The organism is Variovorax sp. Root411, from assembly GCF_001425205.1.
GTDB lineage: Bacteria > Pseudomonadota > Gammaproteobacteria > Burkholderiales > Burkholderiaceae_C > Variovorax.
Window position 1 is genome coordinate 137,630 of record NZ_LMDW01000012.1, and the last position, 22,384, is coordinate 160,013.

The 22,384-nt window shown below is 68.0% G+C and carries 16 protein-coding genes; 6 read left to right on the forward strand and 10 right to left on the reverse strand.

Annotated elements, in window-relative coordinates; translation table 11 throughout:
- Positions 1 to 43 precede the first annotated feature (43 nt).
- Positions 44 to 811 (forward strand): class II glutamine amidotransferase, encoded by a 768-nt coding sequence (locus ASC92_RS11650; protein WP_056515057.1) that lies wholly within the window; start codon positions 44 to 46, stop codon positions 809 to 811.
- Here ASC92_RS11650 and gshB read toward each other — a convergent pair.
- The 7 genes from gshB to leuS form a co-directional block, all read right to left on the reverse strand.
- Positions 800 to 1,762, reverse strand: coding sequence for a glutathione synthase (gene gshB / locus ASC92_RS11655; RefSeq protein WP_056515060.1), 963 nt, complete (start codon positions 1,760 to 1,762; stop codon positions 800 to 802). The genes ASC92_RS11650 and gshB overlap by 12 nt on opposite strands.
- 124 nt (positions 1,763 to 1,886) lie before the next feature.
- Positions 1,887 to 3,755, reverse strand: a complete 1,869-nt coding sequence (locus ASC92_RS11660; protein ID WP_056516344.1) for a potassium transporter Kup — start codon at positions 3,753 to 3,755, stop codon at positions 1,887 to 1,889.
- A 179-nt stretch (positions 3,756 to 3,934) separates the two neighbouring features.
- The gene (gene gshA / locus ASC92_RS11665; RefSeq protein ID WP_056515061.1) at positions 3,935 to 5,254 is read right to left on the reverse strand and encodes a glutamate--cysteine ligase; all 1,320 of its coding nucleotides are present in this window, start codon (positions 5,252 to 5,254) and stop codon (positions 3,935 to 3,937) included.
- Positions 5,255 to 5,350: 96 nt separating this feature from the next.
- Positions 5,351 to 6,643 (reverse strand): glutamate-5-semialdehyde dehydrogenase, encoded by a 1,293-nt coding sequence (locus tag ASC92_RS11670; protein ID WP_200935975.1) that lies wholly within the window; start codon positions 6,641 to 6,643, stop codon positions 5,351 to 5,353.
- Between the two features lie 125 nt (positions 6,644 to 6,768).
- On the reverse strand, positions 6,769 to 7,854 hold the full coding sequence (gene holA, locus ASC92_RS11675) for a DNA polymerase III subunit delta (protein WP_056515067.1): 1,086 nt from the start codon (positions 7,852 to 7,854) through the stop codon (positions 6,769 to 6,771).
- 31 nt (positions 7,855 to 7,885) lie between these two features.
- Positions 7,886 to 8,407, reverse strand: a complete 522-nt coding sequence (gene lptE, locus ASC92_RS11680) for an LPS assembly lipoprotein LptE (protein WP_056515070.1) — start codon at positions 8,405 to 8,407, stop codon at positions 7,886 to 7,888.
- An 11-nt stretch (positions 8,408 to 8,418) separates the two neighbouring features.
- Positions 8,419 to 11,049 carry a leucine--tRNA ligase gene (gene leuS / locus ASC92_RS11685; protein ID WP_056515073.1) on the reverse strand — a complete coding sequence of 877 codons (2,631 nt, stop codon included), beginning with the start codon at positions 11,047 to 11,049 and terminating at the stop codon, positions 8,419 to 8,421.
- Between the two features lie 105 nt (positions 11,050 to 11,154).
- Here leuS and ASC92_RS11690 point away from each other — a divergent pair, with 105 nt between their 5' ends.
- Both ASC92_RS11690 and ASC92_RS11695 read left to right on the forward strand, forming a co-directional pair.
- The gene (locus tag ASC92_RS11690; protein WP_056515076.1) at positions 11,155 to 12,129 is read left to right on the forward strand and encodes a Bug family tripartite tricarboxylate transporter substrate binding protein; all 975 of its coding nucleotides are present in this window, start codon (positions 11,155 to 11,157) and stop codon (positions 12,127 to 12,129) included.
- Entirely contained in the window at positions 12,122 to 13,204 is a 1,083-nt protein-coding gene (locus tag ASC92_RS11695) for an NAD/NADP octopine/nopaline dehydrogenase family protein (protein ID WP_056515080.1), read from the forward strand. Before ASC92_RS11690 ends, ASC92_RS11695 begins: the two co-directional genes overlap by 8 nt.
- Here the strand turns inward: ASC92_RS11695 and ASC92_RS28590 are convergent.
- The 3 genes from ASC92_RS28590 to ASC92_RS11710 are packed head-to-tail and all read right to left on the reverse strand — an operon-like array spanning position 13,199 to position 15,752.
- Positions 13,199 to 13,795, reverse strand: coding sequence for a peroxidase-related enzyme (locus ASC92_RS28590; protein WP_056515083.1), 597 nt, complete (start codon positions 13,793 to 13,795; stop codon positions 13,199 to 13,201). The genes ASC92_RS11695 and ASC92_RS28590 overlap by 6 nt on opposite strands.
- Positions 13,792 to 14,298, reverse strand: coding sequence for a CMD domain-containing protein (locus ASC92_RS28595; RefSeq protein WP_056515085.1), 507 nt, complete (start codon positions 14,296 to 14,298; stop codon positions 13,792 to 13,794). The genes ASC92_RS28590 and ASC92_RS28595 overlap by 4 nt, the downstream gene beginning before the upstream one ends.
- A complete protein-coding gene (locus ASC92_RS11710) occupies positions 14,295 to 15,752 on the reverse strand; it encodes an NAD(P)-binding domain-containing protein (RefSeq protein ID WP_056516346.1) in 1,458 nt (485 codons plus the stop codon). The genes ASC92_RS28595 and ASC92_RS11710 overlap by 4 nt, the downstream gene beginning before the upstream one ends.
- A 93-nt stretch (positions 15,753 to 15,845) precedes the next feature.
- Between ASC92_RS11710 and ASC92_RS11715 the strand changes: the two genes are divergently transcribed.
- The 3 genes from ASC92_RS11715 (at position 15,846) to glgX (ending at position 22,367) form a co-directional block, all read left to right on the forward strand.
- Complete coding sequence (locus ASC92_RS11715) at positions 15,846 to 17,510, forward strand: alpha-glucosidase (protein ID WP_056515089.1); 1,665 nt, start codon at positions 15,846 to 15,848, stop codon at positions 17,508 to 17,510.
- A 5-nt stretch (positions 17,511 to 17,515) separates the two neighbouring features.
- Positions 17,516 to 19,693 carry a 1,4-alpha-glucan branching protein GlgB gene (glgB, locus tag ASC92_RS11720; protein ID WP_056515092.1) on the forward strand — a complete coding sequence of 726 codons (2,178 nt, stop codon included), beginning with the start codon at positions 17,516 to 17,518 and terminating at the stop codon, positions 19,691 to 19,693.
- A gap of 619 nt (positions 19,694 to 20,312) precedes the next feature.
- Positions 20,313 to 22,367, forward strand: a complete 2,055-nt coding sequence (gene glgX / locus ASC92_RS11725) for a glycogen debranching protein GlgX (RefSeq protein ID WP_056515095.1) — start codon at positions 20,313 to 20,315, stop codon at positions 22,365 to 22,367.
- Positions 22,368 to 22,384: the final 17 nt, after the last annotated feature.

Sequence of the window (22,384 nt, forward strand, 5' to 3'; positions counted from 1 at the left end):
AGCAGATTCGCCAAGCGGCTGGCGCTCGCGCTTTAATGGCGCCATGTGCCAATTGCTTGGAATGAATTGCAACACGCCCACGGACGTGACCTTCAGCTTCACCGGCTTCGCGCAACGCGGCGGCCGCACCGACCATCATGCCGATGGCTGGGGCATCGCGTTCTTCGAGGACCGCGGGCTGCGCCACTTCGTCGATCACCAGCCGGCGTGCGAATCGCCGGTGGCGGAGCTGATCCGGCGCTACCCCATACAGAGCCGCAACGTCATCGCGCACATCCGCAAGGCGACGCAGGGCGAAGTCAACCTGCAGAACTGCCACCCCTTCGTGCGCGAGCTGTGGGGACGCTACTGGGTGTTCGCACACAACGGCGACCTGAAGGAATTCCGCCCGCGCCTGCACGGCAACTTCCATCCCGTGGGCAACACCGACAGCGAGCACGCCTTCTGCTGGATCATGCAGGAGCTGGCCAAGTCGCATGCGGGCGTGCCGAGCATCGAGGAGCTGACGCTCACGCTGCGCGAACTGGCTCCGCAGCTCGCGGCGCACGGCACCTTCAACTTCATGCTGTCCAACGGGCAGGCGCTGTGGGCGCATGCCTCGACCAACCTCTGGTACGTGGAGCGCCGCCATCCCTTCGTGACGGCGCAGTTGTCGGACGAGGACCTGGAAATCGACTTCGCGCGGCACACCACGCCCAACGACCGCGTGGCCGTGGTCGTGACCGCGCCGCTCACCACCAACGAGACATGGACGCAGTTCGCGCCGGGCGAACTGCATGTGTTCGTGGACGGGCAGCGATCAGTGCGCTGAAGCCCGGGCCAAGTGTGCCTCGAGCGCATCGATGAACATCGCCGGCACGTCGAAGCCGGTCTGCTCGGTGATCTCCTGGAAGCAGGTCGGGCTGGTCACGTTGATCTCGGTCACCGAGTCGCCGATCACGTCGAGCCCGATCAGCAACAGACCGCGCGGCGCGAGCGTGCGCCCCACGGTCTCGGCGATCTCGCGATTGCGCGCCGTGAGCGGCTGGGCCACGCCCTTGCCGCCGGCCGCGAGGTTGCCGCGCACCTCGGTGCCCTGCGGAATGCGCGCGAGCACGAAGGGCGCCGGCTCGCCCGCAATGATCAGGATGCGCTTGTCGCCCTGCACGATCTCAGGCACGAAGCGCTGCACCATGATGGTCTCGGCGCCGCTCTTGTTGAGCGTCTCGACGATGGAGCCGAGGTTCAGCGCATCCTGCCGCACGCGGAAGATGCCCATGCCGCCCATGCCGTCGAGCGGCTTCAGGATGATATCGCCGTGCTCCGCGTGGAAGTCGCGCACGGCCTGCGCGCTGCGCGTGACCAGCGTGGGCGTGACGAACTGCGGAAACTCCATGATCGCGAGCTTCTCGGGGTGGTCGCGCAGCGCACGCGGCTTGTTGACCACCTGCGCGCCCTCGCGCTCGGCCTGCTCCAGCAGGTGGGTGGCGTAGATGTACTCGGCGTCGAAGGGCGGGTCCTTGCGCATCAGCACGGCGTCGAAATTCTTCAGCGCCTTCGACTCCGTGATGTCGACGCGGTACCAGGCCCTGGCGTCGCCAGTCAGCGTGATCTGCTGCACCGTGGCCGTGACCACGCCGCCCGATTTCCACTGGATGTCCTGCGGCAGGCAGGCGGCGATGCGATAACCGCGGCGCTGCGCCTCGCGCATCATCGAGAAGGTCGTGTCCTTGTAGATCTTGAAATGATCGAGCGGATCGGCGACGAAGAGGATGTTTTTCATCAGGCGTTCTTTCTTGCGGTGCCAGGGGCGGCGGCTGCATGGGTATCGGGCGCGATGTTGCCGGAAGCGGCGATGTCCTTGCCGGCCGGGGCCTTTTTCTCTCCTTGCCCGCAGCCAGCTCCCGCTAGATCTCGATCTTCGACCCCAGCTCCACCACCGCGTTGTTCGGCAGCCCCAGGAACGCCGCCGCCCCGCTCGCGTTGTGGTGCATCTGCGCGAACAGCTTCTCGCGCCATGGCGCCATGCCGCTGCCCAGCGTGGGGATCACCACGTCGCGCGACAGGAAGTAGCTGGTCGTCATCGGTTCGAGCTGGCAGCCGCGCATGCGCGCGTTGTCGAGCGCGCGCGGCAGGTCGATGTCGTTCTTGAAGCCGTAGTGCACCATGATCTGCCAGCAGTGGTGGCCCAGCGCCTCGATCTCGATGCGCTTGTCCATCGGGATCCATGGCACCTCGTGGTTGCGCACGGTCACGAACATGTTCTGCTCGTGCAGCACCTTGTTGTGCTTCAGGTTGTGCAGCAGCGCATTGGGCACGGTGCCCGGCTCGGCCGTGAGGAACACCGCCGTGCCGTCCACGCGCGCCGGCGGGCTCACGAACACCGAGCCGAGAAAGGACTTCAGGTCGATCGCGTCGGCATGCTGCGCCTCGCCCATGAGGCGGCGCCCTTCCTTCCACGTCATCATCAGCGTGAAGACGAAGCCGCCGATCAGCAGCGGGAACCAGCCGCCTTCGAACAGCTTGAGCAGGTTCGACGCGAAGAACAGGAAGTCGACGATGAAGAAGACCGCGGTCGACGCGATGCACAGCGCCAGCGGCAGCTTCCACGCGTAGCGGATCACGAAGAAGGTCAGCACCGTGGTGATCAGCATGTCGGTCGTCACGGCGATGCCGTAGGCCGCGGCCAGGCTGCTCGACGAGCGGAACATCACCACCGCCAGCACGATGGCCACGAACAGGCCCCAGTTGACCAGCGGGATGTAGATCTGGCCGGCCGTGCGCACGCTGGTGTGCTCGATGTTCAGGCGCGGCAGGTAGCCCAGCTGGATGACCTGGCGCGTGACGCTGAAGGCGCCCGTGATGAGGGCCTGCGACGCGATCACCGTGGCCGCGGTGGCCAGCAGCACCAGCGGGATGAGCGCCCACTCGGGCGCCATCATGAAGAACGGGTTCTTCACCGCCTCGGGGTTCTCCAGCAGCAGCGCGCCCTGGCCGAAGTAGTTGAGCGTCAGCGCCGGCATCACGACCGAGAACCACGCGATGCGGATCGGGCTCTTGCCGAAGTGGCCGAGGTCGGCGTACAGCGCCTCGGCGCCGGTCACGCACAGCACGGTGGCGCCCAGCAGGATGAAGCTGGTGCCGGGGTTGTCCCACATGAACTTCAGCGCGTAGAACGGATTCAGCGCCTTCAGGATCTCGGGGTGGTGCAGGATCTGCGACACGCCGAGCACGGCAATCGCCAGGAACCACACCAGCGTGATCGGCCCGAAGAACTTGCCGATGCCCGCCGTGCCGCGCTTCTGCACCACGAACAGGCAGAACAGCACGACCAGCGTGAGCGGAATGACGTAGTGCGTGAAGTGCGGCGACACCACCTCCAGGCCCTCGACCGCCGAGAGCACCGAGATGGCCGGAGTGATGACCCCGTCGCCATAGAACAGCGAGGTGCCGAAGATGCCGACCACCAGCAGCACGTGGCGCAGCCTGGGCTTGTCGGCCACCGCGCGGGAGGCCAGCGCCAGCATGGCCACGAGGCCGCCCTCGCCTTCGTTGTCGGCCCGCAGCACGAGCACGACGTACTTGATGGAGACGATGACGGTGAGCGTCCAGAAGAACATCGAGAGGATGCCGTAGACGTTCCCGACGGTGAACGGCACGTGGCCGTGGCCGAACACTTCCTTGACGGCATACAGCACGCTGGTGCCGATGTCGCCATAGACGACGCCGATGGCGCCGACGATCAGGCCGGCTGAGAGATTTTTGGGGGCTGACACGAAGTCGATGGGAAAAGGACAGGCTGCTGGAATCGACGCGTCAGACACGCCGGGGTGCGACACGAGAGAACTTTAGTTCACCATTGTCACCCCTCCCGCCCTTTTGTTTCCGTTGCTGTGGGGCCGCTATTTTGCCGCTGCTTGCGACCGGTGCAAGCCGCCGCGAGCCGCCACGGGAATCATTCGTAGATTTCAGCGTCCGGATCGGTTGCTTCCATCTCGTAGCTGGCGGCCACCATGGCCAGCCGGCCGACCACACCGTACATGTAGAAGCGGTTCGGGGCGCTGGCGCCAGGCTTGGCGCCGGGCTGAGGCAAGTGCGCACTTTCAGAAAATGCCAGCGGCACGTAGCTCGCGCCCGGCAGCTTCAGGTTCTCGTCGGCGGCGCGCTCGGCATGCACGCGGTAGAAGCCGCCGACCACGTAGCGGTCCATCATGTAGACCACCGGCTCGGCCACGCCGTTGTGCACGCGCTCGTTGGTCAGCACGCCTTCCTGCACGATCAGCTCGGTGGGTTCGCGCAGTTCGCGGCTGGCGCCTGCCTTGGCGGCGGGAAGGCCGGCGCCGCCGCGGGGCTTGCCGATCAGCGCCTCCACGTCCTTGGCATCGCGCACCGTCACCACGCCCGGACTGCCGCTGCCGCTGTGGCCGCCCTTGACGACCACGAACGGCTTCTCGTTGATGCCGTATTCCTTGTACTTGCGACGCACCTTGGTCAGCACCGCGTCGACATGGCTGGTCAGCACGTCGATGCCGCGGCCCTCGGCCACGTCCACGCCTTCGGCACGCGCATAGATCGGGTTGATGAGCCAGGGGTCGATGCCCAGCAGCTTGCCGAAGCGCTTGGACAGCTCCTCGTAGCTGTGCAGGTGGTTGCTCTTGCGGCGCACCGACCAGCCCGCATGCAGCGGCGGCAGCAGGTACTGCTCGTGCAAGTCCTCGAGGATGCCGGGCGTTCCAGCAGAAAGCTCGTTGTTGAGCAGAATTGTGCAGGGATCGAAATTCTTCAGCCCCAGCCTGCGCTTGCTGCGCACCACCGGTTCGAGCGTCACGGTGTCGCCGTTGGGCAGTTCGATCTTCTTGGAAGTCTTGATGGCGGGGTCGATGGACCCGATGCGCACGTTGAGCCCCGCCATGTGGAAGATGCGCACCAGTTGCGCGACGTTGGCGAGATAAAAGGTGTTCTTGGAGTGATTTTCCGGAATGACAAGCAGGTTGCGCGCTTCCGGACAGATCTTCTCGATGGCCGCCTGCGCGGCCTGCACCGCCAGCGGCAGCATTTCCTTGGTGAGGTTGTTCCAGCCGCCCGGGAACAGGTTGGTGTCGACCGGGGCCAGCTTGAAGCCGGCGTTGCGGATGTCGACGGCGCTGTAGAACGGCGGCGTGTGCTCCATCCACTCGAGCCGGAACCAGCGCTCGATGGCAGGCATCGAGTCGAGCACCCGCTGCTCCAGTTCGTTGATCGGGCCGGTCAGGGCGGTGACGAGATGCGGAACCATGCGGGCGGCCTTGTTGGTTTTGTGCTTAAAGGTAGAGCGGAATTGTAGGAATTGGGGGTGCCCATCCCGAAGACAAGACCACGAGAGCGGCGCGCATCAGGTCCGCACTTCGCCTTGGCCCAGCACCACGTACTTGAGCGAAGTCAGCCCTTCGATCCCCACCGGTCCGCGCGCATGGAACTTGTCGGTGCTGATGCCAATTTCGGCGCCCAGCCCGAACTCGAAGCCATCCGCGAAGCGCGTGCTCGCATTGACCATCACGCTGGCCGAGTCGACCTCGCGCAGGAAGCGCTGGGCATGCACGTGGTCGCGCGTGACGATGGCGTCGGTGTGGTGGCTCGAATAACGGTTGATGTGCGCAATGGCCTCGTCCACGCCGGCCACCACCTTGATGCTGATGACGGCAGCGAGGTATTCCTCGGACCAGTCGGATTCGACCGCATCGACCACCCTGGCTTTCGGATCGATCGCACCGTCGGCGCGCAGGATGGCGGCGGCGGCCGGGTCGCAGCGCATTTCCACGCCCTTGGCCGCGAAGATGGCGGCGATCTCGGGCAGGAAGTCGTCGGCCACCGCGGCCGACACCAGCAGGCCTTCGGCGGCGTTGCAGGGGCTGTACTTCTGGGTCTTGGCGTTGTCGACGATGCGCAGCGCCATGTCGAACTCGGCCGTGTCGTCCACGTAGACGTGGCAGTTGCCGTCCAGGTGCTTGATGACGGGCACCTTGGCGTCGCGGCTGATGCGCTCGATCAGGCCCTTGCCGCCGCGCGGGATGATCACGTCGACGAACTCCGGCATGGCGATCAGCTGGCCGACGGCTTCGCGGTCGGTGGTCTGCACCAGCTGCACCGCTTCCACCGGCAGGCCGGCTTCGGCCAGCGCCTCGGACACCAGCAGCGCCAGCGCCTTGTTCGACTCGATGGCTTCCGAGCCGCCGCGCAGGATGGCCGCGTTGCCGCTCTTGATGGCCAGGCTCGCGGCCTCGATGGTCACGTTGGGGCGGCTCTCGTAGATCATGCCGAACACGCCGATCGGCACGCGCATCTGGCCCACGCGGATGCCGCTGGGCTGCTGCTTCATGCCGATGATCTCGCCGATCACGTCGGCCATGCCGGCGAGCTGCTCGCAGCCGAGCGCCACGGTCTCGATGACCTTGGGCGTGAGCTTGAGGCGGTCGACCATCGGCGCCGAGAGGCCGGCGGCCGTGGCGCGCTCCAGGTCCTTCTGGTTGGCCACGGCCAGCACCGGACCGGCTTCGCGCAGGCGCCGGGCCAGCGCCTTCAATGCCTTGTTTTTGGTGGCTGAATCCGCACGGGCCATGAGGAATGCGGCGGTTTTGGCTTGCAGGCCGAGGCTCTGCATGTGCTCGCTGACGTTGAACGCGTTCATGCCGGCATTTTCCTGCATTTGGATCAACCCCAGATTTCGCGCATTGTTCCCTCTCCCTCCGGGAGAGGGCTAGGGTGAGGGCCGCGGCGCCTGGAAGCGTGCGATGCGATAAAGGCCGCCGGCCCTTATCCCAACCCTCTCCCGGAGGGAGAGGGGGCAAGAGCGCTGCTGCACGCGCGGCACAGCATCAGCGCGAGCCGCTGCAGGGCCTGCCAGCCACTGGCGGGCCAGTCGGGCTGCTTCAGGCCCTTCACGATGCCGTCCACCACGTGCGCCGCGCGCAGCAGCCGGGCCAGCATGCGGTCGTCCAGGCGCGGCAGCACGCGCTCGAAAGCGCGCTCGCGCGGGCCCCAGATGCGGTTCTCGCGCAGCGCCATCGGCAGCGGTCGGCCCGAGGCCATGGCGTCCTTCACGCGCTTGAGCGCACGGATGTCCTCGGCGATCGTGTAGTGCACCAGCACCTCGGCTTCGCCCTCGGCCTGCAGGCCGTCGAGCATGCGCGCCACGCGCTGCGGGTTGCCGGCCAGCACGGCCTCGGAGAGCTTGAACACGTCGTAGCGCGCCACGTTGTTGACCGCGCCCTCGACCTGCTCCCAGCTCAATTCGCCGGCCGGGTGCAGCAGCGCGAGCTTCTGGATTTCCTGGTGCGCCGCCAGCAGGTTGCCCTCCACACGGTCGGCGAAGAACTGCAGCGTGCGCTGGCCCTCATCGCCGGGCATTACGCGCTGGCCCTGCTGGCCCAGGCGCTGCGCGATCCATTGCGGCAGCGCGTTGCGCTCGATCGGTTCGACCTGGATGCTCGCGCCGTTGTTCTCCAGCGCCGAGAACCAGGCGCCGGTGCGCGTGGCCTTGTCCAGCCGCGGCAGCATCACAAGCGTGAGCGTGCTGTCGTTGCCGGGCGCCGCCTCGGCCAGCTGCTGCAGCGCGGCGCTGCCGTCCTTGCCGGGCTTGCCCGAGGGAATGCGGATCTCGACGATCTGCTTGTCGGCGAACAGCGAGAGCGAGCCGCCCGCCGCGAGCACCGCGCTCCAGTCGAAGTGCGCGCCGGCCACGGTGTACGAGCTGCGCTCGGTGTAGCCCTGCGCGCGCGCGGCGGTGCGGACGGCGTCGGCCGCCTCCTGAGCGAGCAGCGGCTCGTCGCCGTGGATCGTGTAGAGCGGCTTCAGGCCCTTCTGCAGGTGGGCCCCGAGCTGGGCGCTGGCTAGTTGCATGGCAATCGAATGAAGGCCGGGGCGCGCGGCCTCAGAGTTCCTTGACGGCGGCCAGGCGGCGCATCAGCTGCTGCGCGATGTCCGCCTGCATGTCGCGGAACAGCAGTTCAGCCTCGCCTTCCTTGGCCAGCGCGTTGGTTTCATTGAAGCTCAGGTCGCGCGTCTGCGAAACCTCGGTGGCCGGCAGCAGGTCCTTGCCACCCGGCGTGCGCAAGCGGAAGCGCACGCGCAGCTGAAGCTGCAGTTCGCGCACGAGGCCGGCCGAATTGGTCGAGATCACGAAGCGGTTGCGGTCCTCGCCGAGGATTTCGAGCACCACGTCGGCGGTGGAAGACTGGTCGGCCGGCAGCAATGTCACCGAGCCGGTGGCCCGCAGCTCGCGCCGGATCTGGTTGATCAAGGCCGAGTTGCCCGACACCGACAGCGTCTTGAACGCAAAGACCGGCGCCTTGCGCAGCTCGAAGCCGCAGCCGGCCAGGCCGAGCGAAGCGCCCGCCGCCGTCAGCCCGAGAAGAAAGCCGCGGCGCGGCAGCGAGACATTGCGAATGTTCATGCTTGAGTCGTTCAAAGGACCACGTTGACCAGGCGGCCGGGAACCACGATCACGCGCTTGGGCAGCGCGCCTTCGGCGAAGTTGACGAAGTCGTCGCAGGCGATCGCGAGCTTCTCGATCTCGTCCTTCGACGCGCCGGCCGGCACGCTGAGCTTGCCGCGCAGCTTGCCGTTGACCTGCAGCATCAGTTCGATCTCGTCCTGCACCAGCGCATCGACGTCGACCGCGGGCCAGGCCGCATCGAGCAGGCCGCCCAGGTCCTTGTCGTAGCCGAGTTCGCTCCAGAGCTGCTGCGCGATGTGCGGCGTGGCCGGGTAGAGGCAGCGCAGCAGGATGCCGAAGCCTTCGCGCAGCGCGGCCGCGTCGCCGTTGCTGCCGTCGGGCTTGAAGCCTTCCAGCGCATTGAGCAGCTTCATCGCGCCCGACACCACGGTGTTGTATTGCATGCGCTGGTAGTCGTAGTCGACCTGGCGCAGCACGGTGTGCACCTCGCGGCGCAGCGCCTGGGCGGACTTGCCGAAGCCCTGGCCCCCGATCGCGACCGGCGCCACGTCCGCCTGCGCCACGCCGAAGTTCCACACCCGGCGCAGGAAGCGGTAGCTGCCTTCGACGGCCGCGTCGTTCCACTCGAGCGTGGCTTCGGGCGGTGCGGTGAACATGGTGTACAGACGCGCGGTGTCGGCGCCGTACTTCTCGATCAGGTCCTGCGGGTCGACGCCGTTGCGTTCGCTCTTGCCCATCTTGCCGACGCCGCCGTACTCGACCTTCGTGCCGTCGGCCAGCGTGCCGCCGGTGATGCGGCCCTGCGCGTCGAGCACCGCCGTGACTTCGAGGGGCGGGAAGTAGTCCTTGCCGCCCTTCTCGTTGCGCTTGTAGAAGATGTGGTTGAGCACCATGCCCTGCGTGAGCAGCTTGCTGAAGGGCTCGTCGGCCTTCACCAGGCCCAGGTCGCGCATCACCTTGGTCCAGAAGCGCGCGTACAGCAAATGCAGGATCGCGTGCTCGATGCCGCCGATGTACTGGTCCATCGGCATCCAGTAGTCGGCGCCGCCGCCCACCATGGCGTCGTCGTTCTTCGGGTCGCAGTAGCGCATGAAGTACCACGACGAGTCCACGAAGGTGTCCATCGTGTCGGTCTCGCGCCGCGCGGCCTTGCCGCACACGGGGCAGGTCACGCCGGCATGGAAGCCTTCGTGCTTGTTCAGCGGGTTGCCCGAGCCGTCGGGCACGCAGTCGGTCGGCAGCACCACGGGCAGGTCCTTCTCCGGGACCGGCACCGCGCCGTGCTCTTCGCAATGGATGATCGGGATCGGCGTGCCCCAGTAGCGCTGGCGGCTCACACCCCAGTCGCGCAGGCGCCAGGTGGTCTGCAGCTCGCCCAGGTCCTTCTGGCCCAGCGCGTGCGCCACGGCGGCCACGGCCTCCTTGTAGGTCATGCCGCTGAAGTTGTCGGAGTTGATGGTCACGCCGCGCTGCTTGTCGCCGTACCAGTCCTGCCACTTGTGGTAGTCGAAGTGCGGCTCGTCGTCGACCAGCACGACCTGGATGATCTCGAGGCCGTACTTGTTGGCGAAGGCGAAGTCGCGCTCGTCGTGCGCGGGCACGCCCATCACGGCGCCGTCGCCATAGCCCATGAGCACGTAGTTGCCGACCCACACCGGCACCTGCTCCTCGGTGATCGGATGCATCACCGTGAGGCCGGTGGGCACACCCTTCTTTTCCTGCGTGGCGAGCTCGGCCTCGGTGGTGCCGCCGGCCTTGCATTCCTCGATGAAGGCCGCGACCTTCGGATCGAGCGTGGCGGCGTGCGCGGCCAGCGGATGCTCGGGCGCGACGGCGCAGAAGGTGACGCCCATGATGGTGTCGGCGCGCGTGGTGAACACGTACATGCGGCCGTCCTGGATGAGCTTGCCGTCCGCGCCATGGATGTCATGCGTGAAGGCGAAGCGCAAACCCTCGCTCTTGCCGATCCAGTTCTCCTGCATCAGCTTGACGCGCTCGGGCCAGCCCGGCAGCTTGTGCTGGGTGTGTTCGAGCAGCTCTTCGGCGTAGTCGCTGATCTTCAGGTAGTAGCCCGGGATCTCGCGGCGCTCGACCGTGGCGCCCGTGCGCCAGCCCTTGCCGTCGATCACCTGCTCGTTGGCCAGCACGGTCTGGTCGACCGGGTCCCAGTTGACGACCTGGGTCTTGCGGTAGGCAATGCCCTTCTCCAGCATCTTCAGGAACAGCCACTGGTTCCACTTGTAGTAGCTCGGATCGCAGGTGGCGATCTCGCGGCTCCAGTCGATCGCCAGGCCCATGGCCTGGAGCTGGCCGCGCATGTAGTCGATGTTCTCGTAGGTCCACTTGGCCGGCGGCACCCCGTTCTTCAGCGCCGCGTTCTCGGCCGGCAGGCCGAAGGCGTCCCAGCCCATGGGCATCAGCACGTTGTAGCCGCTCATGCGCAGGTAGCGCGTGAGCATGTCGTTGATCGTGTAGTTGCGCACGTGGCCCATGTGCAGCTTGCCGCTGGGGTACGGCAGCATGGAGCAGGCGTAGTACTTCTTGCGGCTCGCGTCCTCGGTGACGCGATAGGCATCGGCGGCGCTCCATTGCGCCTGGGCAGCGGACTCGACGTCGCTGGGTTTGTAGCTGGGATTCATGACGGGTTCGGCAAGACCCGGCGCGGGGTGGCCGGGGAGGACGGATTATCGCGCCGGACTAGACTCGCTCCCCAGCTTGCCGCCTCACGCGGACGGAAAGACACAATGAAACTGCTCTGGAAACATCTCGCCCTGTCCTTCGCGGCCGCCGCCAGCCTTGCTGCCACGCCGCTGCGGGCCCAGCAGAACGACAAGCCCCTGCGCCTCGTCGTGCCCTTCGCCACTGGCGGCGCCCAGGACGTTATCGCCCGCTACCTGGGCGCCAAGCTCGCCGACAGGCTTGGCCAGAGCGTCATCGTCGACAACAAGGCCGGCGCCGGCGGCATCGTGGCCGCCGACGCGGTGGCCAAGGCGACGGACGGGGCCACGGTGCTGCTCGCAACGGGCGGCGCCATCACCATCGCGCCCCACCTGCAGGTCAAGCTCCCGTACGACCCGGTGCACGAGCTGGTGCCGGTGGCCCTGGTGGCGGACACGCCGATGACGCTGTCCGTGCGCACCGAAAGCCCCTACAAGACCGTGGCCGACGTGCTGCGCGACGCCAAGGCCAGGCCGGGCCAGGTTACCTACGCCTCGACGGGCAATGGCACCGTGTCGCACCTGACCGGGGCGCTGCTGGCGCAGGCGAGCGGCGTGAACCTGCTGCACGTGCCCTACCGGGGCGCCGCGCCCGCCATGACGGACCTGCTGGGCGGGCAGGTGGCGGCCATCGTGACCAGCGTGGCCTCGATCGAGCCGATGGTCGCCAGCGGCAAGGCGCGCGTGCTCGGCACCTTCTCCCACGCGGCGCTGCCCGGCATGGGCACGGCCCCGACCATCGGCGAGGCCACCGGCCTGCCGGGCATGGAAGTGCCGGTCTGGGTCGGCGTGATGGCGCCGGCGCGCATGCCCGCGGCGAGCGTCGAGAAGCTGTCCGCGGCGCTGGTCGAGGTGTGCAACCTGCCGGAGACGAAGCAGCGCTTTGCGCAGCTGGGCGCGGTCAATACCTGCGGCGGCCCGGCCGCGCTGGGCAAGGTGGTGACGGAAGACAGCCAGCGCTGGGCGAAAGTGATCAAGCAAGGCGGAATCAAGATTGACTGAGGTTTCGCCGGGCACGAAGTACCGCGTCGGCATTGCGGGCGCCGGGGCGATCGCGCTGGCCAGCGCGGCGTGGCTGCGGCAGGCGGGCCATGGCGCCACGGTGTGGTCGCCGGGCGGCCGGGGCGCGGACGGGCTGCGCACTCGGCCGCTGGAAGCCGGCGGCATCCAGTCGTTCTCGGTGAAGGTCGAGGTCGCCGACGACGCGGCCGGGCTCTGCGCCGCTTCGGACGTGCTCCTGCTCGCCCTCCCCGTCAACGGCCACAGGCGCGTGATGGACGCGCTGCTCCCCTTCCTGCGCGACGGCCAGACCGTGATCGTCAGCTCGATGGCCTCGCTGTCCTCGCTCTATCTGCACGAGGCAGCTGCGCGCGCAGGCCGGCAGATCACCGTCGCCAGCTTCGGCACGACCGTGCTGACCGCGCGCCGCGAGTCCGGCACGCAGGTCAGGGTAATGACGCGGCGCAAGTCGGTCGGCGTCTCCGCCCTGCCCGGCTCGCGGGTGGAAGAGGCCGTCGCGCTGTGCACCACCCTCTTCGGCGCCGGCTTCTTCCCCGACGGCAGCGCCCTCGCGAGCGCCCTGGCCAACGTCAATCCGCAGTCCCACGGCCCGCTCGCGGTGTTCAACTGGACGCGCATCGAGCGCGCCGAGAACTGGCCGCAGTACCACTGCATGACGCCCGGCGTGTCGCGCGTGATCGAGGCGCTGGACCGGGAGCGGCGCGCCGTGGCCACCGCTTTCGGCATCGAGCTCGACCCCATCGAAGCGCATTTCGCACGCTCTTTCGGCACCGCGTCGGAAAAGCTCGAGGACATCGCCGCCGAACTGCACGCCAAGCGCGGCGGTCCGCCCGGCCCCACGCAGGTCGACACCCGCTACGTGACCGAAGACATGCCCTACGGCCTGGCGTTCGTCGAGGCGCTGGGCGCTATCGCCGGCGTGCCGACGCCCGCGACCCGCACCATCGTGGACGCGGCCTCGCTGGTCAACGGCATCGACTTCCGCCGCGAGAACGACCTGCTCGAACCGCTGGGCTTGGCGAACGAAACCGTCGCCGGGCTGCTCGAGCGGCTATGACGCGTCGGCTTCGGGGAAGACCGGCTCCCCGAGGTTGAGCATCAGCCGATTGGCCCAGGCGAACAGGGCGACCGAATGGATCAGGTCGAGAATCTCCTGCTCTGTCAGCCCGGCCTCCTTCAACCCGCGCACATCGTCGGCCGAGACCTTGTCCGGCTCGGCACCGAGACGGATCGAGAACGCGACGATGGCCTTCTCGCGCGCCGTGGTGCCGGCGCCTTCCGGCTCCTCGAACACCTGCGAGATCACGTCGTTGCGCTTGGCCAGCTGCTCGAAGCGCTGTGCATGCACCGAGGCGCAGTACACGCAGCCGTTGACGCGCGATTCCACCGTGGCGCCCAGCTCGCGCTCGGCGCGCGGCATGCCGCCCGGCGCGAACATGATCGCGTTGAAGGCGATGGAGCGCTGCAGCAGTATCTCGGGCTGATGCGCCAGCACCAGGAAGTACGGCGAGCTGCGCGCCTGCGGGCTCATCTCGTCGAGCGCGGCCAGTTGGGCCGGCGTGGCGGTGTCGACGTTCACCGTGTCGAGCCACGGCTTCCACTTGAGCACCTCGGTGGTGAAGCCCTTGATGCGGATCGGGGCCGTCATGCCGCGGCCTCCGCGGCGACCAGCGCCTTCAGGCCGACGGCAACGCGAATCTGGTACGAGAGGAAAGCGATCAACTGGCTCATCGCCACGATGGCGGGTGTCGAGAGGCCGCTCGCGGCCAGCGACTGAACGGCGGCCTTGTCGCCCTCGATGGGGCGTTCGATCAGCTTGCCGGTGAAGGCCAGCACGGCCTGCAGGCGCGCATCGGCCACCGGCCGGCCGGCATCCACGGCAGCGATCACGTCGCCGTCCGCGCCTTCGGCCACCAGCCGGTCGCGGTAGTGCGCGGCCAGGCCGTCCGCCTTCGACACGCGGCAGGCATGCAGCGCCACCACCAGCCGCTCGTTCACCGACAGGCCTTCGACGGCCGGCGAGAACATCGCGTCGTAGCTGCCCTGCGTGGCTGCGACGACCTTGTCGCGCTGGCGCCGCAGCGCCCAGAGGGGGTGGTCCGGCGCCAGCGGGACGGCGGCATCGATCACATCGTGGGGAGTGCTTGTCATGGTCGGTTTCTTTCTTGGGGCGGCAGCGCGGGCGTCCATTCGTCGCCGAACAGTTCCGGCTCGGCATAGGCCTCGAGGTTGGCGTAGTGGTGGTCGAAGTCCTCGCGGTAGAACAGGCTGGCGATGCCGCTCGCCAGTCGCTTCGCGCCGTCGCTGATGGCCGGAATGTCGCCCGACACCGTGCCGTGCGACAGCGCCGCCGGGTAGCAGAAGCAGTGGATGCGCCCGAGCCCCGCGCACTCGCCCGGCAGGCGCTGCTGGAATTCGAAGGCGGGCCCAAGGTCGGGCGAGTCGGCCAGTTCCTGGTCTTCGTCGCCGGGCGCGGGCTCGAAGCGGTCTTTCCATGTCCGGATGTGGGCCGAGACGGCGGCGAATTCCGGGCGGTTCGGCCAGTCGACCTTGAAGCCGGTCGAGACGATCAGGAAGTCGAATTCGAAAACCCCCTTCGGCGTCGACACACGCATGGCCTCGCCCCGCGGCTCGATGGCGAGGATGGGGCAGCCGAAGTTGAAGAAGGCATTGGTATGCCCCGACACCCGCAGCGTGCTGCCGTGCGGCGGCGGCACGTTCGCCACGTTGATGTAGTGGCGGATGCGCCACTTGAGCTCGTCGGGCAAATCGTAGTGCCCCTGCGTGAGCCCCGGCACACCCGCACCCTTGCCCTTGTTGACGCGCGGCAGGTCGCTGCGGCGGATCAGCAGCTCGACGCTGCGCGCGCCGGCCTCCAGCGCGGTGGCCGCACTGTCCATGGCCGAGGAGCCCGCGCCGACCACGCCCACGCGCAGGCCTTCGAGCCGGCCGTAGTCCATGTCGTCGGAGGAGTGCGCCCACTTCGAGCGCGGCAGTGCATCGACGAAAGCCGGAACGGCCGGCCCGCCTAGGCCGTCGCGCCCGGTCGCAAGGACGACGCGGCGCGCCAGCACGCTGCGTTCGCCCTGCGGCGTGCGCAGGGCCAGCCGCACGCCGGACGCATCGGGCAGCGGGTGGATGCCGGTCACCGTGGTGTCGTTGCGCACGTCCACGTCCATCACGCGGCGGTACCAGACCAGGTAGTCCATCCACTGCAGGCGCGGGATCTTGTCCATCGCCGTCCATGCCTCCAGCCCGAACTGAGCCTCGAACCAGGCGCGGAAGGTGAGCGATGGCAGGCCGAGCGCGGGACCGGTGAGCTCCTTGGGCGAGCGCAGCGTCTCCATGCGCGCCGTGGTCGCCCAGGGTCCTTCCTTGCCCGCGGGCGAGCGGTCGAACACCACGGCGCGAATGCCCAGCTGCGCCAGCGCGACCGAGGCAGCCAGGCCGGCCTGGCCGCCGCCGATGATGGCCACGTCGAGCATGGACTCATCGCCCCCCTGTCGGGCGGGCATCCAGTTGCGGCCGGGCCAGCCGAGGTATTCGAGGTCCTGGGCGAGCCGTGCCTCGAGCGCGGCGAGGGAGGAAGCGGAATCTGGTGTCATCTTGAAGAGCGGGGAACGGCGCCCAGTGTAGAAAGCTTCGCGGGTGGCCCGGATTTCGCGTGCCACAATGATTTTCAGACCACAGGGGCCGGCATGGGCAGCAAGAGCGACAGCGAATGGTGGCGCGGCGCGGTGATCTACCAGATCTACCCGCGCAGCTTCATGGACAGCAATGGCGACGGCATCGGCGACCTGCCGGGCATCACGTCCCGGCTCGAACACGTGGCCAGCCTCGGCGTCGATGCCGTCTGGGTTTCCCCTTTTTTCCGTTCGCCGATGAAGGACTTCGGCTACGACGTGGCCGACTACCGCGCAGTCGACCCGCTGTTCGGCACGCTGGCCGACTTCGACGCCATGCTGGCGCGCATGCACGCACTGGGCCTGAAGCTCGTCATCGACCAGGTGCTCTCGCACACCTCCGACCAGCACGCCTGGTTCGCCGAAAGCCGCAGCAGCCGCGACAACCCCAAGGCCGACTGGTACGTCTGGGCCGACCCCAAGGCCGACGGCACGCCGCCGACCAACTGGCTGTCGGTGTTCGGCGGCTCGGCCTGGCAGTGGGATTCGCGCCGGCGGCAGTACTACCTGCACAGCTTCCTCACCGAGCAGCCCGACCTCAACTTCCATTGCGACGCCGTGCAGGAGGCCCTGCTGGGCGAGGTGCGCTTCTGGTGCGAGCGCGGCGTAGACGGCTTTCGCTTCGATGCCTGCAACCACCAGTTTCACGACGCGCTGCTGCGCGACAACCCGCCGGCCTCGCTGGCGTCGATCGACGAAGTCAGCACGGTGCGCGCCGACAACCCCTATGCGATGCAGCAGCACCTGTACGACAAGAGCCAGATGGAGAACCTGGCCTTCCTCGAAAGCCTGCGCCGCCTGCTCGACGATTACGGCGCGGTGGCGCTGGGCGAGGTCGGCGACGAGAACGCGCCGCCCGTCATGGCGCAGTACACCGAACTCGGCAAGCGCCTGCACCTGGCCTACAGCTTCAGCCTGCTGACGGCAGACCACCGCCCCGCCCACCTGCGCCACCAGGTCGAGGCGCTCGACGACGCGCTGGCGCCCACCGGCGGTTGGGGCTGCTGGGCGGTATCGAACCACGATGTGCCGCGCGTCGCCACGCGATGGAGCGACGGCGGCCCGGCCGACACCCGGCGCGCCCGGCTCTGGCTGGCGCTTCTGCTCGCACTGCGCGGCAGCGCCAGCATCTACCAGGGCGAGGAACTGGGCCTGCCCGAGGCCGAGGTGCCGTTCGAGCTGCTGCAGGACCCGTACGGCCGCGCGTTCTGGCCCGAGTTCAAGGGCCGCGACGGCTGCCGTACGCCGATGCCGTGGACCGCCGAAGCGCCGAACGGCGGCTTCACCACCGGCACGCCCTGGCTGCCGGTGTACGGCCCCCACCTTCCGCTGGCCGTCGAACGGCAGGCCGCGCAGCCCGATTCAATGCTCGCCTTCAGCCGCTCGCTGCTGCAATGGCGCCGCACGCAGCCCCTGCTGCGCACCGGCGGCATCCGCTTCATCGATGCGCCCGACCCTCTGCTGCACTTCGAGCGGCACGACGAAACATCGTCGCTGCAGGCCGTCTTCAACTTCGGCAGCGAGCCGGTATCGATGCCGCTGCCCGACGGACTGGTGCCTCTCGCCGGACAGCCCCTCGCGCCGACCGCCGTCGTGCAGGCCTCGGGCGAAAAGCGCATGCTGATGCTCGCGCCCTATGGCGTCTTCTTCGGCACACCCGCCGGTGAAGGACGAAGCTAAGTACCATGCCTTCCTCGAAGCCGCTGCCCGAATCCGAAATCCATGCGCTGATGCGCGCGGAGCACGGCGATCCGTTCGCCGTGCTGGGCCCCCACGAGACGCCCGAGGGCATGGAAGTGCGCGCGCTCCTCCCCGGCGCGCAGCGCGTGGCCGTGGTGCATTCGCGTACCGGCTGGCCGCTGGCCATCCTCGCGCGGCATCCGGAGTCGGACCTGTTCTGCGGGCTGGTCCCGGCGGCGGAGGCCCGCATGGGCTACTCGTTCCAGGTCGACTGGGATGCGCACACCTCGCGGCTCGAAGACCCCTACCGCTTTCCGTTCGTGCTCGGCGAAACCGACGTGTGGCTGCTGGCCGAGGGCACGCACCTGCGCCCCTGGGAACGGCTGGGCGCACATCTGCGCGAGATGGACGGCGTGAAGGGCGTGGCCTTTGCCGTCTGGGCGCCGAATGCAAGGCGCGTGTCGGTGGTGGGCAGCTTCAACAACTGGGACGGCCGGCGCCACATGATGCGGCTGCGCCGCGAGTGCGGCGTGTGGGAGATCTTCGCGCCGCATGTGACAGTGGGCGACAGCTACGAGTTCGAGATCCTGTCGGCGCAGGGCGAGGTGCTGCGCAAGGCCGATCCCTTCGCGTTCTCGTCGCAGCTGCGGCCCGACACCGCCTGCGTGGTGCAGCCCCTGCCCGCTCCGGTGAAGCTGCCCGAAGACCGCGCCGCCGCGAACGGGCGCCATGCGCCGATCAGCATCTACGAAGTGCACCTGGGCTCGTGGCGCCGCAAGAACAACGGCCACGAATGGCTGGACTACCGCGAGCTGGCCGACACGCTGGTGCCCTATGCGCGCGACATGGGCTTCACGCACATCGAGCTGCTGCCGATCAGCGAACACCCCTTCGACGGCTCATGGGGCTACCAGCCGATCGGGCTCTACGCGCCCACCTCGCGCTTCGGCACGCCGGGCGATTTCCGGCACTTCGTGGAGGCGGCGCATGCCGCGGGACTGGGCGTGATCCTCGACTGGGTGCCCGCGCACTTCCCGACCGATTCGCACGGCCTCGGCCGCTTCGACGGCACCGCGCTCTACGAGTACGCCGATCCGCGCGAAGGCTTCCACAACGACTGGCAGACGCTGATCTTCAATTACGCGCGCACGGAGGTGCGCAACTACCTCGTCGGCAATGCGCTGTACTGGCTGGAGCGCTATGGCGTGGACGGCCTGCGCGTGGATGCGGTGGCCTCGATGCTGTACCGCGACTACAGCCGCAAGGCCGGCGAGTGGGTGCCGAACGTGCTCGGCGGGCGCGAGAACCTGGAGGCCATCGACTTCCTGCGGCGCATGAACCGCGTCGTGGGCATCGAGCGGCCCGGGGCCATGACGGTGGCCGAGGAATCGACGAGCTTCCCCGGCGTGACCCGGCCGCCGGAAGATGGCGGGCTGGGTTTTCACTACAAGTGGAACATGGGGTGGATGAACGACACGCTGGCGTATGCAGGCACCGATCCGGTCTACCGCAAGCATCACCACCAGCAGATCACCTTCGGGCTGATGTACGCGCACAGCGAGAACTTCGTGCTGCCGCTGTCGCACGACGAGGTGGTGCACGGCAAGGGCTCGATGATCGGTCGGATGCCTGGCGACGAGTGGCAGAAGTTCGCGGGCCTGCGCAACCTGTATGGCTACCTCTGGGCGTATCCGGGGAAGAAGCTGCTGTTCATGGGAGGCGAGTTCGCGCAGTACGCGGAATGGAATGCCGACCGCAGCCTCGACTGGCATCTGCTGGAGCACGCGGCGCATCAGGGGGTACGGCGGCTGGTGCGCGACCTGAACAACGTGTATCGGCACTTTCCTGCGTTGCATGAGCTCGACCACGACGGCGCGGGGTTCGAGTGGATCGTGCATGACGATGCGGATCAGTCGGTGTTTGCGTTTGTGCGGCGGGCGCGGGATGGTGCGTTTGTTGTGGCGGTCTGCAACTTCACGCCTTTGCCTCGGCATGGGTATCGGCTGGGGGTTCCTTGTGCTGGCTCCTACCGGGAGATCGTCAATACGGATGGCTCGATTTATGGGGGCAGTGGTTTGGGGAACGGGGTTGTCGAGAGTTCTCCTGTGCCGTGGCATGGGAAGGCGGACTCTGTTTCGATCAGCGTGCCGCCGCTGGCTACTGTGATGTGGGTGTTGGTTTGACGTTGCTTGATTTGGTTTGCTTTCCGGGGCCGGGTCTCGGCCCGGCGGCCGACCTACTTTTCTTTGCTTCGCCAAAGAAACGTAGGCAAAAGAAAGGCGACCCTGCTGTCTGCGTCCCTGCCCCTGCGCTTCGCTTCGGGCAACCTGCGGTGCTCGACTACGGAGGGGGTCCGCAGAACTCGCTTCGCTCAAACAGCTGCGGCCCTGATCCCTCCTACGTCTGCGCTCCTCGGCGCAGCCAGAAGGGCTTGGAAACCGAACGCGCCATCGCTGCGCTCGGCCCCGGAACAGCCAATACCAACCACCGCAGGCGCTTCGCGCCTGCGGTGGCATGGTGGCCGAGCGAAGCAAAGGCCCGAAAGACTCCCCTCCCCTCTGGCTGCGCCGAGGAGCGGAGTGTTTCGCGGATCAGGGCTCGCCCTTGTTTGAGCGAAGCGAGTTTGGGCGAGACCCCGCGAAACGCGAGCACCGCAGGTTGCCCCGTAGCGAAGCGAAGGGGTCGCAGACAGTGGGGTCGCCTTTCTTTTGCCTACGTTTCTTTGGCGAAGCAAAGAAAAGTAGGTCGCCTGTCGGGGCGAGACCCGACCCCGGAAAGCAAACACCTACCGAAGGCAGCAACATGCTGAGCCCAGGCACCCCCTTCCCCTTGGGCGCAACACCATCGCAACAGGGAGTCAACTTCGCAATAGCAGCGCCAACAGCAGAAGCAGTACAGCTCTGCATCTTCGACAGCACCGGCAAGAGCGAGCAGCAGCGCCTCAACCTACCGGTATGCACAAACGGCATCTGGCACGGCCACCTGCCCAGCGGCAAGCCCGGCTTGATCTACGGCTACAGAGTCCACGGCCCCTGGTCCCCGCATGAGGGCCAGCGCTTCAACCCAGCCAAGCTTCTGCTCGACCCCTACGCCCGCGAGATCGTCGGCACCTACGACGGCAGCGACATCTTCCTCGGCCACGACCCCGCGAATCCAGACAAGAGAGACACCCGCGACAACGCATCCGTCGCGCTCAAGGCCCGTGTCGCACTACACACCGGTCCGGCAGCAGCATCCGGCCACGCCCGCATCCCCGCCGGCGAGCGCGTGCTCTGCGAACTGCACGTCAAGGGCCAGACCAAGCTCCACCCCGCGGTCCCCGCGGCGCTCCGGGGCACCTACGCCGGCCTCGCGGAGCCCGCCGTGCTCGACCACCTCCAGCGCCTGGGTGTCACCACGCTGAGCCTCATGCCCGTCCAGCACCGCGCCGACGAGCAACGCCTGCTGCGCATGGGCCTGAGCAACTACTGGGGCTACACCACCATCGGCTGGTTCGCTCCCGAGACCCGCTACTGGAGCGGCCGCCCCGGCACCACGCCCGCCAGCGAGTTCCGCGCGATGGCCGACGCCATACACGCACGAGGCATGGAGCTGGTGATCGACGTGGTCTACAACCATAGCGCCGAGACCGACGAGCTCGGTCCCACGCTCTCGCTGCGCGGCATCGACAACGCGCTGTACTACCACCTGCGCGCCGACGACCGCGCCCTCTACGAGAACTGGGCCGGCACGGGCAATTGCCTGAACCTCGGCGAGCCGCGTGTGCTGCAGCTGGTGATGGACAGCCTGCGCTTCTGGGCCTGCGAGATGGGCGTCGACGGCTTCCGCTTCGACCTCGCCCCGGTGCTCGGGCGCGACGCGCAACGAGGCTTCGACCCACGCGCGCCCTTCTTCTCCGCCATCGCGCAAGACCCGGTGCTCTCGCGCACCCTGCTCATCGCCGAGCCCTGGGACCTCGGCCCCGGCGGCTACCGCCTTGGCGAGTTCCCGCCGGGCTGGCTCGAATGGAACGACCGCTACCGCGACACGCAGCGTGGCTTCTGGCTGCGGCAGGCGCACGACGACAGGGCCAGCCTCGGCGACTTCGCCCATCGCTTCACCGCTTCCAGCACGCAGTTCGCCCATCACGGCCGCTCGCCGGCCGCGAGCGTCAACTTCGTCACCGCGCACGACGGCTTCACGCTGCGCGACCTCGTGAGCTACAACGAGCGCCACAACCTCGCCAACGGCGAGGACAACCGCGACGGCCATGGCCACAACATGAGCAACAACTGCGGCGTCGAGGGCCCGAGCGGCGACCCCGCCGTGCTGGCCCTGCGCAGCCGCCTGCAGCGCGCGCTGCTCGCCGCGCTGATGCTGTCCCAGGGCACGCCCATGCTGCTGGCCGGCGACGAGCTCGGCCACAGCCAGCAGGGCAACAACAACGCCTACTGCCAGGACAACGAGACCACCTGGCTCGCGTGGATCGGCGCCCCCGACAGCGACGCGGCCCGCACGAGCGCCTTCGTGGCGCGCCTCGCCGCCCTGCGCCGCGAAGCCCCGGCCCTGCGCAGCACCCGCTGGTGGCCGGCCGAGGCGCCGCAGGGCGCGACAGCGGGCATCCGCTGGCTGCGCCCCGACGGCGAACCGATGACGGCCGACGACTGGCGCACGGGCACGGCACTTGCAATCCTTTTTGGCGATGGCTGGCTGGTGCTGGTGAACGCAGGCCCGCAGGCCGTGTCCTTCACGCTGCCCGCGGGCGCATGGCGCCTGCGCCTGTCCACCGATCCCGAGGACGATCCGGGTGAGATGGGCCGGGCGCTCGGCGGCACGGCGCAAGTGCCTTTTTCAAGCATCGGGATCGCAAGAACGTAGGAGCCAGGCGCACGGCG